Below are 15,981 nucleotides of genomic sequence, written 5' to 3'. Positions count from 1 at the left end.
GTAAGATAAAGCGTCTCAGTGTCGCCCTTGGCGAAAGCACTGATCTTTGGCGAAAGCGCTGTGATGATTGATAAAAGGATGCCTATGACTGATTCTACCCAGACGACGCAGGTGCTAGATGCACTCGCGGAGGTCTTAAAGCAGCGTCGACATGCTTGTGCAGAAGATTCTTATGTTGCCTCCTTGCATCATAAGGGTTTGAACAAGATACTCGAAAAAGTCGGCGAAGAGGCGACCGAAACAATTTTGGCTGCTAAAGATGCCGAGCACGGCGGCGAACAGGCGCATCAAGCTGTGATCGCTGAAACCGCTGACCTGTGGTTTCATAGTTTGGTGATGCTGTCGCACCTTGAACTGGATCATCAGCGCGTTTTAGATGAGCTAGCACGGCGGTTTGGTATTTCTGGTCATGACGAAAAAGCGTCCCGCACACAACGTTAACCTGCACTGATGAGGAAATGCATATGTTAGGTGGTATCAGTATTTGGCAGTTGCTGATTGTTCTGGGCATTATCATCCTAATTTTCGGCACTAAGAAACTGCGTAATGTGGGCACCGACTTAGGCGGTGCAGTCAAAGGCTTTAAGAAGGCCATTAACGAAGAAGAGAAAGACGGCGACAAAAAGGATGCTGACCAACCTCAGGCGAAGGTAAGCCACGAAGAGGCTGGTAACACCTATGATGTTCAAGCAGAAGAGAAGCGTGCCGCCGAAGAACGCCCCACAGAACGTAACGAAGAGCGCAAATAACCCATGCTGGATATCGGCTTTCTTGAACTGATGCTGATTGGTATCGTCGGGCTTCTGGTGCTTGGCCCAGAGCGCCTGCCTAGAGCCGCTCGCACTGCAGGCATGTGGATTGGCAAAATCAAGCGTACGGTATCCGGTATGCAGCGCGAAATCAGCGCTCAGTTGGAAGCAGAGGAGCTGCGTCAAAAGCTCAACGAGCAGCAGAAAAAGCTCGATGACAGTCTCAAAAAAGCCAAGCAGGATGTTGAGAGCATTGCCGACGCCCCCTCTTCTTCCAGCACTTCGGCACAAGCGACCCAAAACGAGACCGAGCAGCGGGTTGCCAACGCGAGTGCTCGGCTAGATGATGCCCTGCAAACAGTACGCGAAGACACGCCAGCAGCCTCTTCCTCAACGTCTCATCAACGTGCTACCGATGAACTGCGCGCGGTGAATCCTAGCGGCAAGAGTGAGCCTAGCAATAATGCTAAGCAAGCGGATGTGGAAAATGCCGATATTAAAAAAGCGGATCTTACAAAGGCGGATCTTACAAAGGCAGATCTTACAAAGGATAGTAATCACCAATGAGCATGTCTGGCGATTCCCAGGAGCCACGTAAAGACCAAGGCCAAGCGCCTCTTATTGAGCACCTGATCGAACTACGCTCGCGGCTTATGAAAGCGGTCGTGGTTGTATTAGTCATATTTCTTGGCCTTTATGCCTTTGCTAATGACATCTACAGCTTTGTGGCTGAGCCATTAATGGCACTGTTGCCAGAAGGCTCACAGATGATCGCCACCGAGGTAGCCTCGCCCTTCTTGGCGCCCTTCAAACTAACCCTGGTAGTCGCCGTCTTTATCGCTATCCCCTTCGTACTGCACCAAGCATGGGCGTTTGTAGCACCTGGGCTTTACGATAACGAAAAAGCGCTGGCGATACCCATTCTGGTCTCCAGCATAGCGCTATTTTACGCTGGGGCGGCCTTCGCTTATTACGTGGTTTTTCCGCTGCTCTTTGAGTTTTTCACCCAGACCGGGCCGGAAAACGTGGCGGTAATGACCGATATTAATCAGTATCTGAACTTTGTACTGAAGCTGTTTTTCGCCTTTGGTGTTGCGTTTGAAATCCCCATCGCAACATTTCTGTTGATCCTGTCTGGTGCGACCACGGTCGAAAGCCTTTCTAAAAAGCGCCCCTACATTATTTTAGGCTGCTTTGTGGTGGGCATGCTGCTTACCCCTCCCGACATTATTTCTCAAAGCCTGTTAGCGATACCGATGTATCTACTTTATGAGGTGGGCCTACTGTTTGGCCGGTTGGTACGCCGTAAGGCAAAGGCGGATGACGCTGAGGAACAAGAGACCTAAAAGCACTATTAAAGGCGATACACCGCTCAAAAAAAGCCTCTGCCATGGGAGCATGACAGAGGCTTTTTACTCTTCATACGAGAGGCTTTTTGCCCCTCATACGCATAGCCGATTACCTAGAAAATATTAGCCCATCATTTCATCAATGCGGTCTACCAACTTAAAGATACCTGTTGCGGCCTCACTGATACGGGTCGCCAGCATATAAGCAGGCGTCGTTACCACCCGGTGCTCATGATCCACCACAATGTCTTCTACGCCACAGCTGCGGTGCAGGCCACCCATCGCACTAATGGCGCCAGAAACACTCGGATCATGACCAATGGTCACGGCCACCCCTTCGCCAAGTAGGCGCGGGACCAAAACAGGAGAAATACACATCAGGCCAATGGGTTTTGCCTCTTCCTTAAAGCCTACCAGCGCCTCTTTTACGCTCTCAAGTACCTGCATACTGTCGCCCTTGTCGGCAAAATCAGACAGGTTTTTAGCGACACCAAAGCCACCAGGAACAATGACCGCATCAAAGTCGTCAGCATCTAGCTCAGTAATCGGGCTAATATCACCCCGGGCAAGGCGCGCAGACTCCTGCAACACATTGCGCTGCTCACCCTCAACAGGCTCTTGGGTTAAGTGGTTAATCACATGATGCTGAGCGACATCTGGCGCAAAGCAGCGATAGCCAATCCCCAACTGATCAAGGCGCAGCAGCGTTAGCGTTGTTTCATAGATTTCAGAACCATCAAAAACGCCGCAGCCTGCTAATACGATTGCTACCTGTTTGGTCATGCTTATCTCCTTATCGTAGCGCTTATTATCGCTGTTAAATCGTCGCCACTTAGCGTCGCTGAGTGGCTCACTTTAGTCAGTCTATAAAGCCACTACAAGCCAGCTACCACAAGCCTGCTTTCGCTGCAGTGCAGGACTGATATACTCACGTTAGGCCTTTTAAGGCACCTACTATTCGATTGACTATGCGATTGTTTGGAGAAAGCCGTTGAACACCTCTGCTCCCCGTCACTTCCCTGCTACCCGACTTCGCCGTATGCGTCGCGACGATTTCTCCCGTCGCTTAATGCAGGAGTCGACGCTAACACCCAGTGATTTGATTTTGCCGGTTTTTGTACTGGAAGGCGAAAATCAACGCGAAGCAATTGCCTCAATGCCCGGTGTTGAGCGTCTTTCCATCGACCTGCTGATAGAGCAGGCACGTGAGGCCTACGCGCTGGGTATTCCTGCCTTAGCTCTCTTCCCCGTTGTCGGCGCTGAGCAAAAAAGCGAGTTAGCAGAAGAGGCTTACAACTCGAATGGTCTTGTCCAGCGTAGTGTGCGGGCGCTAAAAGAAGCACTACCAGAGCTTGGCATTATTACCGATGTCGCCCTTGACCCCTATACTAGCCACGGGCAGGACGGCATTCTTGATGAGCACGGCTATGTGCAAAATGACCGCACAGTGGATACGCTGCTCAAACAAGCGCTCTCTCACGCCGAAGCAGGCGCCGATGTCGTAGCCCCCTCCGATATGATGGATGGCCGCATCGGCGCCATCCGCCAAGTGTTAGAGCAAGAACACCTGCATAATGTGCGTATTATGGCGTATAGCGCTAAGTATGCCTCTAAGTATTACGGCCCCTTCCGTGATGCAGTCGGGTCTGCCACTAACCTTGGCAAAGCAGATAAACGCACCTATCAGATGGATCCTGCCAATAGCGATGAAGCGCTGCATGAAGTGGCTATGGATATCGCCGAAGGCGCCGATATGGTGATGGTGAAACCCGGTATGCCTTACTTGGATATCGTACGCCGTGTAAAAAGCGAACTCCAAGTACCGACATTTGCCTACCAAGTCAGCGGTGAATACGCCATGCATCGCGCTGCTTTCGATAACGGCTGGCTTGAGGCCGAACCGGTGATTCTTGAGTCACTGATGTGCTTCAAGCGCGCAGGAGCTGATGGAATTTTAACCTATTTTGCGTTAGAAGCAGCACGCTTATTGCAGCGTTAGTTTAGTAGATCAGTCCGTAAAGATGACAAACCAGTGACACTAGTTTGTCATCTTTTCCCGGCATACTCCTATCAACAGCAATTATCACGCTATGATGAGTATGAACCACCACCGGGGGGGCAACCATGGACGATCAATCAGCAGATTCCACGCCAGTATTTTCTAGCGAGTCAACGAACGCTGCAAACGAGACAGTAAGTGGCGAGGGAGAAGCTTTGCCATTGCGCATCAATCGTACCCCCACCGGAGTTCACGCGAAAGAGTCTCATTTGGAGGCGGATCTTGACGATCCGCAGCTCTACTTCAATCGCGAGCTTTCTCATCTGCAATTCAATATCCGGGTGCTTGAACAAGCCCTGGACGATGCGCATCCGCTACTTAACCGGCTGATGTTTCTGCTGATCTTTTCATCCAACATGGATGAGTTTTTTGAGATAAGAGTCGCCGGGCTTAAACACCAAATGGCACTAGGCGACGATACCACCGCCGCTGATGGCCGCTTACCCAAGGCTGTGTTGGCAGAAATTTCGGATATCGCGCATCAGCAAATTGCCCGCCAATATCAAATATTGAACGAAACACTGCTGCCCGCGCTGGAAGCTCAGGGATTACGCTTTCGTCGTCGCGATCAGTGGACCGACGAGCAAAAAGCCTGGGTGAAAGATTTTTTTGATAACGAGATCATGCCGGTCATCAGCCCCATTGGCTTAGATCCTTCCCACCCGTTCCCGCGTTTGGTTAATAAAAGCCTCAACTTCATTGTTGAGCTAGAGGGAAAGGACGCCTTTGGCCGGGCTGGCGGTATGGCAATACTGCCAGCACCCCGCTCACTGCCTCGTTTGATGGCGCTGCCTAAAGCGCTATGTGCAGAAGGCTTCTCCGAGTATATTTTCTTATCGTCGATGATTCACGCACATGCAGAGGAACTCTTCCCCGGCATGCGTGTGCGCGGTTGTTATCAGTTCCGGCTGACCCGCAATGCCGATATGACCGTCGACCCAGAAGAGGTCTCAGACTTGGCCTCAGCGCTACGTGGCGAGCTATTAGCCCGTCGCTATGGCAGCGGTGTTCGCCTTGAAGTCGCTGATAATTGTCCAGATGACTTGATCAGTTTCTTGCTGCGCCAGTTTGAGCTAGAAAGCAGCGATTTATACCGTGTTCAAGGGCCGGTAAATTTGACCCGCATGATGGCGGTTCTCGGCGATGTCGACCGACCAGAGCTACTCTACCGCCCTTACTCACCTAGCGTGCCAAAAGCATTAAAAGGTGGCAGCCTGTTTAGCGCTATTGCCAAAAGCGATATTCTGCTTCACCACCCGTTCCAGTCCTTTTCACCTATCGAAGATTTACTGCGCGAGGCTGCACGTGATCCGGACGTACTGGCAATCAAGCAGACGCTGTACCGTACAGGCGCAGACTCAACGATAGTGAGTGCTCTGGTCGATGCCGCTAGCCAAGGCAAAGAAGTTACCGTTGTTATCGAGCTGCGGGCGCGTTTCGATGAGGCCGACAATCTTCAGTTAGCATCACGCCTGCAAGAAGCCGGTGCCATCGTGATTTACGGCATCATGGCCTATAAAACCCACGCCAAAATGCTGCATATCGTGCGACGTGAGAAGGGCGAGCTGCGCCACTACGCACATTTAGGTACCGGCAACTACCACTCTAAAACCGCCAAACTATATACCGATTACAGCTTGCTGACTGCCAATACAGCGCTATGCGCGGACGTGCATAAAGTGTTCCAGCAGCTTTCTGGCATGGGCCGCGCGCGCAAGATCGATACCCTGCTCCACGCCCCCTTTACGCTTCACGAGCGCTTAGTCGAAATGATTGACCGTGAAGCTCAGGTGGCGCTTAAAGGTAAGCGTGGGCATATCATTATTAAGTGTAATTCGTTAACAGAGCCCAAGCTTATCAAAGCGCTTTATCGCGCCTCGCAAGCAGGCGTAGAGTGCGACCTAATCATTCGCGGCATGTGCTGTTTGAAACCCGGTATCGAGGGTGTTTCAGAGAATATCCGCGTGCGGTCGATTATTGGGCGCTTTTTAGAACATACCCGTGTTTTCCACTTCCACAATGACGGCAAGCCAGAAACGTGGTGTTCAAGCGCTGATTTTATGTCACGCAATATGTTCCATCGCGTAGAAACCTGTTTCCCGCTATTGGATAAAAAGCTGGCCACCCGAGTACGTAAAGATTTGGAAACCTATCTGGTCGATAACTGCCAAAGCTGGCTACTACAAAGCGACGGCAGCTATCAACTGCAGAGCCCTGGCAATGGCGACCCGATCAGCGCCCAGGAAACACTGCTCTATGCCTACGCCTCTAAAAGCTAGCTATCACCGCTAGAGAAACAGTAAGCCCCGCTGCCTGTTGCAGCGGGGCTTAAATGACAAATAGCTGTGTTCAGAACTACCTATATTTAGAACTACCTATGCTCAGAATTAACTTTTATCACCCTTACTTACTTGTCTAGCGGGTGATCCGTTAATTACGCATAACGCTGACGTAGTTGATTGGCCGCTTCCACCATATTCGCCAATGCAGGCTCTACTTCTGCCCAACCACGGGTTTTTAGACCACAGTCTGGGTTCACCCACAGCCGCTCGGCAGGGATTTTCTCCAGCGCTTTTTCCATCAGCGCCACCATCCACGCAACATCCGGAATATTGGGCGTGTGGATATCATAAACCCCTGGCCCAATTTCGTTCGGGTATGCAAAATCCTGGAAAGCGTCCAGCAACTCCATATCGGAACGCGACGTTTCAATAGTAATCACATCCGCGTCTAGTGCAGCGATGGCACCAATGATGTCGTTGAACTCCGAATAGCACATATGGGTATGAATTTGGGTGCTATCCTTAACGCCAGCAGCGCTTAGCTGGTAGCTTTCTACCGCCCAATCTAAATAGGACTGCCACTCGTGCTGACGCAGCGGTAAGCCTTCACGTAGCGCGGGCTCATCAATTTGAATGATCCGAATACCGGCTTTTTCCAAATCTAATACTTCGTCACGCAGCGCCAGGGCGATCTGGCGGCAGGTGGTTGCGCGGGGTTGATCATCACGCACAAACGACCACTGCAAAATCGTCACAGGCCCTGTCAGCATGCCTTTCATGGGCTTATCCGTGAGCGATTGGGCATATTCGCTCCACTTCACTGTCATTGGCTCTGGGCGGGTGACATCACCAAAAATAATCGGCGGTTTCACACAACGAGAGCCATAACTTTGTACCCAGCCAAAGCGCGTAAAGGCAAAGCCTTCTAACTGCTCACCAAAGTACTCCACCATGTCATTACGTTCAGCCTCACCATGGACAGGCACATCAAGACCTAGTGCTTGCTGGCGCTCTACGACGAAGGCAATTTCTTCTCGCATGCGGGCTTCATAATCCGTTTGGCCCAGTTCACCGGCTTTAAATGCCCGACGAGCAGCGCGTATCTCACCTGTTTGCGGAAAAGAACCAATGGTGGTGGTGGGAAACAGCGGTAACGCAAGCGCTCTGCGCTGTGCTGCTGCGCGGGCAACATAAGGTGATTGGCGTTGGCTATCTTGAGCCGTTATTGCTGCTAGACGTGAGCTGACAGCAGGCTGATGAATTCGGGTTGATTCCCGACGCTTATCCAAAGCATACGTTGCTTCGCTCACCCGCTGTTCATCGACAGGCGTTGTGCGATTATCAATGAGCCGAGCGAGGGTCACCACCTCATCCAGTTTTTGCCGGGCAAATGCTAACCAGCCGACCAGCTCGCTCTCTAGCTCGGTTTCTTGGGATAAGTCTACCGGCACGTGCAGCAACGAGCAGCTGGGCGCCAGCCATAACCGCTGCCCTAAACGCACTTTTAAGGGCAGCAAACGCTCACGTAGGGCTGCCAAATCAGCACGCCAGATATTACGGCCATCGACTAAGCCAATTGAGAGCACTTGATGAGGGCTTAAACGATCAATCACGCTCTCTACCTGGCCCGGCGCACGCACAGCATCAATATGCAACCCAGCCACTGGCAGGCGAGTGGTTAGCGAAAGGTTATCACCCAGCGCACCAAAGTAACTGGCAACGAGTAGCTTCAGCGGCGCCGATTGCAGGCGATGATAGGCGCGCTCATACGCTTGCTGCCACGCCAACGGCAAGTCTTGCACCAGAGCAGGCTCGTCAAGCTGCACCCACTCAATACCTTGAGTGGCTAAGCGTGCCAGAATTTCGCTATACACATCCAGTACGCTGTCTAACAGGCTCAGCCGGTCAAACTCACTACCTTTAGTCTTACCCAGCCATAGCCAAGTAAGCGGGCCGGTTAGCGTCACTTTCGGCGTAAAGCCCGCCTGTAAAGCTTCATCTACTTCATTAAATAAGCGGTCAGACGCTAGCGTAAACGTCTGCCCCTCATGCAGCTCAGGTACTAAGTAGTGGTAGTTGGTATCAAAGTACTTGGTCATTTCGCAAGCAGCTGCGGGTGTCCCGCTAGGGGCACGGCCACGGGCCATGCGAAACGCGGTATCCAAATCAACGTTGCCTGCGCTAACTTCGTGCTGGGCATTAAAACGCGCGGGCACCGCTCCCAGCATGACGGAAACATTAAGTACCTGGTCGTAAAATGCAAAATCGCCAACACTGATAAAGTCGAGGCCCGCGTTTTGTTGGGTCTGCCAATGAGAAAGCCTGAGCGCCTGACCTGTTGCTTCAAGGTCTCCCCGTGTGATGTCTCCTTTCCAATAGGCTTCGGTGGCTTTTTTAAGTTCGCGCTGAGCGCCAATTCGGGGATAGCCGAGAATATGAGAAACTGTCATGATGAAACCTTTCAACGTGAATGATTTCGCACAGTCTGCTCACCCTACAAAGATGAATCAAACTAAAGTTTTTAATATTAATCATGAAAAATACTCACAATGATTGAATTACGCCACCTGCGCACGCTGCTTGCCCTCCGGGAAACCGGTTCTTTAGTGGAGGCTGCTGAGCGGGTTCACCTAACGCAGTCGGCACTTTCCCATCAGCTAAAAGACTTGGAAGGTCGCGTTGACAGCGCGCTGTTTGTACGTAAAACGCGCCCAGTAGAATTCACTCGGGCGGGTCTTCGCCTATTGGCCCTGGCGGATGAGATTTTGCCTGAGGTGCGTAAAGCTGAGCGCGACTTAGCTCGCTTAGCAGGTACCGAACAGGGACGATTACACATGGCGATCGAGTGCCACAGCTGTTTCCAGTGGCTGATGCCAACGGTGGATTATTTTCGCGACCATTGGCCAGAGGTGGAAATCGATATCCCCAGCGGTCACCACTTCGACCCACTCCCTGCCCTTGCTAGAGAGCAGTTAGACTTGGTGATTACCGCCGATCCTCAGCCACTGGAAGGGGTTCACTACGTGCCGCTGTTTCGTTATGAGGGACTACTAGCGGTTGCTCGACAGCATGCCTTTGCCGGCCGACCATTTATCGAACCACAAGCGTTAGCCGAGGAGACGCTAATCACCTACCCAGTCGAACACTCCCGGCTAGATGTGTTTACCCAGTTTTTGTCTCCCGCCAATGTACGACCACAGGAAATTCGCACCGCAGAGCTCACCATCATGATGATGCAGCTTGTTGCCAGCGGTAGAGGCGTCTGCGCGCTACCCAACTGGGCGCTCACCGAGTATTTAGAGCGGGATTACGTTAGCGCCGTAAAACTGGGCGAGAACGGCATTTGGAGCACACTTTATGCTGCCATTCGGGAGGAAAATATAGAAGCGCCTTGGATGCAGGATTTTTTGCGCACCGCTAAAGAGACGTCATTTGCGGTGCTGTCAGGTATTAAACCGGCAACTCGCGACGAGGAATCAGCAACGTAAAGCGCGCGCCGCCCAGTGTAGGGCTGGTATCAACAGTGACGCTACCGCCATGGCCTGCGATAATTTTTTGCACAATAGATAAACCTAGCCCGTAGCCCCCAGAGCTACGGGCTCGACTGTCGTCAAGTCTGGCAAACGGCTTGAAGATATCGCTACGCGCTTCGGGTGGTATGCCGGGCCCATCATCCTCAATATCAATACGTACAAGGTGAGGCTCATCCCATAGGCGAATCACTACTTGCGACTTGCCATAGCGACAGGCATTGCTGACAAGGTTCTGCAACGCTCGTTGTAAATAGCGAGGTTCGGCGTATAACTCAACTTCAGCACTACCATCCAGCGTTAACGATAAGCTTTGGTGCAAAGGTGACAGCGTGTCGATGACTCGCTCAGCCATTGCCCGGCACTCAACCAACGCCATTTCTAATTCAACGCCATTGTTCGACTCCCCCCCCAGGCGAGCATAGGTGAGAATTTCGTCTACCAATTCGTCTAGTTCGGCAATATCAGCATCAATCCCCTGAAGCTGACGGCGAATCGCAGGTTGGTCGGTCATATCTTCGACCATTTGCACCGCAAACCGTATACGGGCCACCGGCGTGCGTAATTCATGAGAGACCGCACGAATCATCTCTTGCTGGCCTCTTAACAAGCTCTGAACTTGATTCGCCATCCCATTGAATGCCATACCCAAGCGGCCTAAAAAGTCTCCGCTTTCCACTTTCACCCGGGTTTCTAAGCGCCCGCTAGCGATTCTAGTCGCAGCAAGCTCTAAACGCGCCATACGCGATTCAATGCTGCGCATAATTAAGTAAATAATCAGGCTAAGCACGACCATCAAGCCTACCAACAAAGGTAAGTGCAAATTGACCGGCAGCGTATCACCACGAGAGGTCGGCCCCGCTTGCAACCACTGATTATCACCAGGCACCCGGTAAAGCAGGATCAGCGAGAGCTTATCCGACACCAGCCGCGTCAGCACGCCTCCCTGAGCGAGTTGAAACTGCTGTTCTGGAGTAAGGTCTGAGGGCGGCGTTGAAAGCAGGACAAGTGGCCAGCCACCCGCGTCTAGCGAAGCGATGGCGTCGGCCCTCGCCTCATGAGGCATGCTAGAAAGCCACTCTCCGAGCAGTATCATGCAGCCCTGCCACTGGCGCTCGCTCCAGGCAGCAAACGTTGCTTCCAGCATCCACTCATCGTTGGGTATGCGTTGCCGTAACCGCCAGGGCTCTTCAGCAACTAATACCGTGCCTCGCTCGACGCGAGCTTGTTCAAAGTAGTTAAGCCCCACACTTTCAATACGCTTAAGTGAGAGCTGCATACCCAGCCGTTCCGAAAAGCGGGCAAGCATGGTTTCTCTTTCAGCCACCGGACTTGACGCTAACTGCTGCGTCATTAACGACATCGGCAATGCGGCGAGCTGTTCACGATAATCTTCTCGACGAATCTGCTCGATAAAAGAACGCCCGCCCAATGCAATAAAAAATACCACGCATAGTGCTAACCCCAGCAGAAGATAAAACCTTAAAAAAGAACCGTGGCCCAGCACTCGCCGCATGCGGTTAACCTCTGTTAGTTAACTGTCTTTGACAAAAAGATAGCCTTTGCTCCGCACTGTTTTGATCCGGTGCGGTTGGTTAGGGTCGTCGCCTACTTTGGGACGAATACGTGAAACCCGCACGTCAATTGAACGATCCTGCCCATCGTATTTAATGCCACGCAGCTCATTGAAAATTTCTTCTCGGGTTAATACACGCCCTGCGTTGCTCGCCAACAGCCACAGCAGATCAAATTCCGCGCTGGTAAGATCTATACGCTCGCCGGAAAGCCAGGCTTCACGCGTTGCGTTATCTATCTCTAGATTTTCGAAGCGCAGGCGCATCTCACCACCAGGCGCTGGTGCATCGGCACGACGCAGTAACGCACGCATACGTGCTAATAGGACGCGGGGTTGAACCGGTTTTGGAACATAGTCATCAGCCCCCATTTCCAAACCCAGCACCTGGTCAAGATCATCCGTGCGGGCCGTTAGCATCATGATAGGACCAGCAAAGTTGGGCCTAACACGACGGCAGATAGCCAAACCATCTTCGCCCGGTAACATTAAGTCCAAAATCACCAAGTCAGGCTGAAGTGTTAAAATACGATCCACGCCTTTTGCACCATCCGCCTCTAGCGTCACTTGAAAGCCATTTGCCTCCAGATATTCGCGGGTCAGCTCTGCCAAGCGCTGGTCATCTTCAATAATCAACACGTGATCTTGATCGGGATAGCCAAGTGTGGCGGCGTCTTGAGCCCCAAGCGCCTGAAATTGCTGTTCCAAGTGGTCTACCATCCTTTATATTCACTCCGCTTAGGCAGTTTGTGTTATCACCCGCTCACCCTATGTAACCGCAGGTTGCAATATCTTCCAGGATACCTCAAAACCGTTCAAACGCCTGCCCCCTTACTTCTTTCCCCATACCCTATGTAATGGTTCGCCTGCTAGACACCTTGATTCTTACACCGCCAAACGCTAATGTGGCGTTGCTAACTGTCGATAATCTGGCAGAAGGAGGACATTATGGGAATCAGCAAAACAAAAAGTGTCATCAAGCGCGTTTACGTACCCACTCAAGTGCGCGATTTGCCTAATGGAGAGAAGCTGACGATTCCGGGGCATTATAAAGCGCCACCAAGTGACTAAAACGGCTTGCGTGATAAGCCGTTTCACGATCCGTTAGGTAGCCTGATCGCTAGGTTACTAAAAAGGCAGACCACAGAGGTGGTCCGCTCTTTATTTTTTAGAAAAAGCGTGTTGCTCGCTACCCTTTGGGGCCAAATAGAAACCACGCGATCAGTCCAACTAACGGAAAAAACAATAGCGCCAAGATCCATAGCAGCTTTGCCAGCCCACCTGCTGCACTCTTAGCAACTTTAACAATGGCCCATACAACAATGATGAGCCAGATAAGTCCTAGTAATCCACCTACTTCAATGCCCATAACTGCTCCTGAGCAGGTTTGCTTCCATCAATTTTAGCTAAGCACACCGTTTCGATACAGACAAGTAACATTCACTCCGCAGGCAGGCTTAGCACCATTTCCCCGCCACGTATTTCAATCACCAATAAATTAAGAAAACTCATGCCAAGTAGTACGGTATCGTTTTCCATACCAGGGCTTATAGACCCTTGTACGCCATTCATACGTATGTTGCCCAACACCACCTCATCTAGCTGTGTCAGCGCGCCCTCTGCGCGACCATTCGCGGTATTAAACCAAGCACTGCGTCCCGGCTTTAGCCCCAACTCGCTAGCCAAGTTGCGCGGCACTGCAACATAAGTCGCCCCGGTATCTAATAGGAAGGTCACCGGCTTCCCGTTAATTTTCCCAGGCGCTTCAAAATGGCCAGCACGATTACGCGTCAAATTGACAGGTCCGTCATCGGCGGAGGCGTACATCACATGGGCATTCGGCGTCATTACTTTCTCGAAACCACCATCTAATAGCCATGTGCCAGCAGCCAATAGCAGCACCCAAAAGAGTAGCATTGTGACGATACCACCTCGTTGCATAGCGAGGGTTTTCATACGCCACCTCCAGACTAAGCGCTCCTTTTCCAGGCAAGTGCAGCCTCACGTCCACGCTGTTCATTCACGCCAGCGCATATCAACATCGCGATAACAAACAGTCCTACACATAATAGGATAGACGCTTGCAAACCAATTAACGTTTGCAAAACACCCAGCATGACAATCCCGAACACGCCGGCCAATTTATTAGCGAGCCCCCAGAAGCCAAAAAACTCAGCAGACTTCTCCAGTGGTGAAAAAACGCCGACCAGCGCCCGGCTAGCTGATTGGCTAGACCCCAGACTAAGACCCGCCAGACAACCGACCACCAGAAAAACGTACTGTGCTTGCCACTGTACGGCGTAACGGCTGTTAACCCAGTCGGTCAGCTCTGGCGTCGCCCATATCGATAAAATAGCGATGACCCACAGCGCTAGTGTCATTTGATACGTGCGCTTGGCGCCCAATTTATCCTGTAAAAAACCAAATCCCAGTGCGCCTGCCGCTGCCGTTATTTGAACAATAATAAACATAATATTGCGCACTCCCTCATCCCAGCCAATCACCTGAGCACCATAAATAAAAGCAAACGCAATAATGATGTAGACACCTGCCATTGAGAATAACAGCGACACCAAAAAGACAGTTAAGTCTTTAAAGTAGCGCAGCTCAGTAAATGTTGAGCGAACACGCTGTAACGCAATACGTTGATAGGAAACGGCATGGGGTTGAGGCACACCTCGCTCTTTCATCCATAGGAAGGTGGGAATCGCCGCTACTAAGAAAAAGCCAGCTGCAAAAGGACCTACCCAACGTATGCGTTCAAAGTTATCGGCGGTCGCCTCCCCTAGCACCATCAGCGTAAAACCAGCGGCAAAAAGGCCACCAATATAGCCAAGCGCCCAGCCAAACCCAGAAATTTTACCCAGCGCATCAGGAGGGCCTAGCTCCGGTAGAAAAGCGGCAATAAACGACTCGCCCATCGAGTAAGCATAGTTTGAAAGTATAATTAACAGCAGCCCCACGACTACGTAACCAGGCTCGACAAAGTAAAGCATGGCAGTTGTCGCCACAGTGGCGAGATAACTGATTAATAAAAAGCGTTTTTTTTCTGCTCGATAATCCATCACGGCACCGCAGAGCGGGGCAGTTAATACGACCATTAGATAGCTCAACGCTAGCGCGAGACTCCACAAAAAATTGGCTAGACGAAAGCCATCGCCTCGATCACCTACGATTACCGTCGTAAACAGTTCTCCAAACACGACCGTGATGATGAGCAAGGTGTAAGCCTGGTTGGCAAAGTCAAACATTGCCCAACCAAATATTTCACGTCGCGATGCGTAGGTGGGAGCAACCTTGGCGGGGTTAGCAGTCAGCATGCAGGCTCTCTCAAAAAGTGTGTAGTAGCGTCATTACCCTATTAACGACAGCTAATTCATAACGATAATAGGGCAGGTGATTATTCAGTAAAGCGGCTTAACCGCGGACGGGGCCTTAAAAAAGCAAACGCTCGGCATAGCCGAGCGTAATACGCTGAACATTGTTGCTTTTGCCATCCTTGGCCTTCTGGATCATAGCAACCAGTGCGCTACCACGGCCGCAATACCCACCACCATCGCTGTTATAACAGCAACAGTGACGATTCGATCCAGCCAGCGATCAAAAACCTCCCTTTTGGGCTGTTTTCGCGTGGCACCGTGGTGTCCTTGCCGGGCCATCAGCACGCCTTATCCATGTGTGCATTCCCCATAAATCAGCGAATAATTTAACTATTAATGCGGCGATTGACGACACTTGGAGCACGGCGTAGGCGTTCTTCCTCGCCTAACTGCTCAGCTTCAAACGCATCAGCACCAACCGGCGTTTCCCCGTGGCGACGATATAGCTGCGTTAGCATCGCCTTGCGATCAGCACGCAGCTCACGAACCAGCACTACAATCATCATATACAAAATAAAGGTAAACGGTAATGCCGAAAGCACCGCCGCTGACTGCAGGCCAGAAAGTCCACCCGCCACAATCAGTGTTAAACAAATAGCGGCGATCAAGACACCCCAAATAATACGCTTATAAAGTGGCGGATTGATGGAGCCATTGTCGGTCATTTGCGCCACGATGTAGGAAGCAGAATCTGCCGACGTCACCAGGAAAATGAAGATAAGCATCATGGCGACTACCGATAATGCACCGGTAAAGGGCATTAGCTCGAACATCTCAAACAACGCCACGGTAATATTGGCTTCAGTGGCGGCAGCCAATCCAGCATCACTGCTCGACATTTCCAAATTAAGCGCAGCACCGCCAAAAACACCTATCCATAAACAGGCTAATAGTGGCGGCACAAACAGTACGCCAAAAACATACTCTTTGATCGTGCGGCCGCGGGAAACACGCGCCACAAAGGTACCCACAAACGGCGACCAGGCAATGACCCATGCCCAATAAAAAATGGTCCAGCTAAGTGCCTAACCGAAAGTTTTCGTGCATAATGTATGTAGG

Annotated in this window: 16 protein-coding genes and 2 pseudogenes; 9 read left to right on the top strand and 9 right to left on the bottom strand. The window is 51.5% G+C overall.

The window, feature by feature from the left end; all coding sequences use genetic code 11:
• The first annotated feature begins 84 nt into the window (after window positions 1-84).
• The 5 genes and pseudogenes from INT21_RS04570 to tatC all read left to right on the top strand — a co-directional run bounded on the left by INT21_RS04570 (window position 85) and on the right by tatC (window position 2,095).
• Window positions 85-441 carry a phosphoribosyl-ATP diphosphatase gene (locus INT21_RS04570; protein WP_038486243.1) on the top strand — a complete coding sequence of 119 codons (357 nt, stop codon included), beginning with the start codon at window positions 85-87 and terminating at the stop codon, window positions 439-441.
• Window positions 442-464: 23 nt separating this feature from the next.
• Window positions 465-749, top strand: coding sequence for a Sec-independent protein translocase subunit TatA (tatA, locus tag INT21_RS04565; RefSeq protein ID WP_089039797.1), 285 nt, complete (start codon window positions 465-467; stop codon window positions 747-749).
• A 3-nt stretch (window positions 750-752) separates the two neighbouring features.
• Window positions 753-1,142 (top strand): annotated as a pseudogene (gene tatB / locus INT21_RS04560) (Sec-independent protein translocase protein TatB); the annotation flags it as partial.
• A gap of 36 nt (window positions 1,143-1,178) precedes the next feature.
• Window positions 1,179-1,316: a pentapeptide repeat-containing protein gene (locus INT21_RS20715; RefSeq protein ID WP_442311382.1), complete on the top strand. Its 138-nt coding sequence runs from the start codon at window positions 1,179-1,181 to the stop codon at window positions 1,314-1,316.
• Window positions 1,313-2,095: a twin-arginine translocase subunit TatC gene (tatC, locus tag INT21_RS04555; protein WP_193061897.1), complete on the top strand. Its 783-nt coding sequence runs from the start codon at window positions 1,313-1,315 to the stop codon at window positions 2,093-2,095. Before INT21_RS20715 ends, tatC begins: the two co-directional genes overlap by 4 nt.
• 126 nt (window positions 2,096-2,221) lie before the next feature.
• Here the strand turns inward: tatC and elbB are convergent, their stop codons facing one another.
• Window positions 2,222-2,881, bottom strand: a complete 660-nt coding sequence (gene elbB, locus INT21_RS04550; RefSeq protein WP_089039800.1) for an isoprenoid biosynthesis glyoxalase ElbB — start codon at window positions 2,879-2,881, stop codon at window positions 2,222-2,224.
• Window positions 2,882-3,089: 208 nt separating this feature from the next.
• Here elbB and hemB point away from each other — a divergent pair, with 208 nt between their 5' ends.
• Together hemB and ppk1 are read left to right on the top strand one after the other, a co-directional pair.
• The gene (gene hemB / locus INT21_RS04545) at window positions 3,090-4,097 is read left to right on the top strand and encodes a porphobilinogen synthase (RefSeq protein WP_193061896.1); all 1,008 of its coding nucleotides are present in this window, start codon (window positions 3,090-3,092) and stop codon (window positions 4,095-4,097) included.
• A gap of 125 nt (window positions 4,098-4,222) precedes the next feature.
• Entirely contained in the window at window positions 4,223-6,436 is a 2,214-nt protein-coding gene (gene ppk1, locus INT21_RS04540) for a polyphosphate kinase 1 (RefSeq protein ID WP_089039802.1), read from the top strand.
• A gap of 155 nt (window positions 6,437-6,591) precedes the next feature.
• Here the strand turns inward: ppk1 and metE are convergent, their stop codons facing one another.
• The gene (metE, locus tag INT21_RS04535; RefSeq protein ID WP_193084881.1) at window positions 6,592-8,889 is read right to left on the bottom strand and encodes a 5-methyltetrahydropteroyltriglutamate--homocysteine S-methyltransferase; all 2,298 of its coding nucleotides are present in this window, start codon (window positions 8,887-8,889) and stop codon (window positions 6,592-6,594) included.
• A gap of 99 nt (window positions 8,890-8,988) precedes the next feature.
• Here metE and INT21_RS04530 point away from each other — a divergent pair, with 99 nt between their 5' ends.
• Window positions 8,989-9,927: a LysR family transcriptional regulator gene (locus INT21_RS04530; protein WP_193061894.1), complete on the top strand. Its 939-nt coding sequence runs from the start codon at window positions 8,989-8,991 to the stop codon at window positions 9,925-9,927.
• Here the strand turns inward: INT21_RS04530 and INT21_RS04525 are convergent.
• On the bottom strand, window positions 9,890-11,485 hold the full coding sequence (locus INT21_RS04525; protein ID WP_193068052.1) for an ATP-binding protein: 1,596 nt from the start codon (window positions 11,483-11,485) through the stop codon (window positions 9,890-9,892). The genes INT21_RS04530 and INT21_RS04525 overlap by 38 nt on opposite strands.
• Window positions 11,486-11,503: 18 nt before the next feature.
• Complete coding sequence (locus INT21_RS04520) at window positions 11,504-12,262, bottom strand: winged helix-turn-helix domain-containing protein (RefSeq protein ID WP_038478158.1); 759 nt, start codon at window positions 12,260-12,262, stop codon at window positions 11,504-11,506.
• A gap of 228 nt (window positions 12,263-12,490) precedes the next feature.
• Here INT21_RS04520 and INT21_RS20560 point away from each other — a divergent pair, with 228 nt between their 5' ends.
• Window positions 12,491-12,613 (top strand): hypothetical protein, encoded by a 123-nt coding sequence (locus INT21_RS20560; protein ID WP_264298822.1) that lies wholly within the window; start codon window positions 12,491-12,493, stop codon window positions 12,611-12,613.
• A 118-nt stretch (window positions 12,614-12,731) separates the two neighbouring features.
• Here the strand turns inward: INT21_RS20560 and INT21_RS04515 are convergent, their stop codons facing one another.
• The 5 genes and pseudogenes from INT21_RS04515 to INT21_RS04495 all read right to left on the bottom strand — a co-directional run.
• Entirely contained in the window at window positions 12,732-12,911 is a 180-nt protein-coding gene (locus tag INT21_RS04515; RefSeq protein ID WP_089039806.1) for a PLDc N-terminal domain-containing protein, read from the bottom strand.
• A 71-nt stretch (window positions 12,912-12,982) separates the two neighbouring features.
• On the bottom strand, window positions 12,983-13,498 hold the full coding sequence (locus tag INT21_RS04510) for a retropepsin-like aspartic protease family protein (RefSeq protein WP_193061892.1): 516 nt from the start codon (window positions 13,496-13,498) through the stop codon (window positions 12,983-12,985).
• A 14-nt stretch (window positions 13,499-13,512) separates the two neighbouring features.
• A complete protein-coding gene (locus INT21_RS04505; protein WP_193061891.1) occupies window positions 13,513-14,862 on the bottom strand; it encodes an MFS transporter in 1,350 nt (449 codons plus the stop codon).
• A 192-nt stretch (window positions 14,863-15,054) separates the two neighbouring features.
• The gene (locus tag INT21_RS04500; RefSeq protein ID WP_193061890.1) at window positions 15,055-15,201 is read right to left on the bottom strand and encodes a hypothetical protein; all 147 of its coding nucleotides are present in this window, start codon (window positions 15,199-15,201) and stop codon (window positions 15,055-15,057) included.
• A 47-nt stretch (window positions 15,202-15,248) separates the two neighbouring features.
• Window positions 15,249-15,947: pseudogene (locus tag INT21_RS04495) on the bottom strand (BCCT family transporter); the annotation flags it as partial.
• Window positions 15,948-15,981: the final 34 nt, after the last annotated feature.

Source organism: Halomonas sp. 3F2F (assembly GCF_014897805.1).
In the GTDB taxonomy this organism is placed as follows: Bacteria; Pseudomonadota; Gammaproteobacteria; order Pseudomonadales; family Halomonadaceae; genus Vreelandella.
This window is presented reverse-complemented; position numbering and strand designations above follow the sequence as displayed.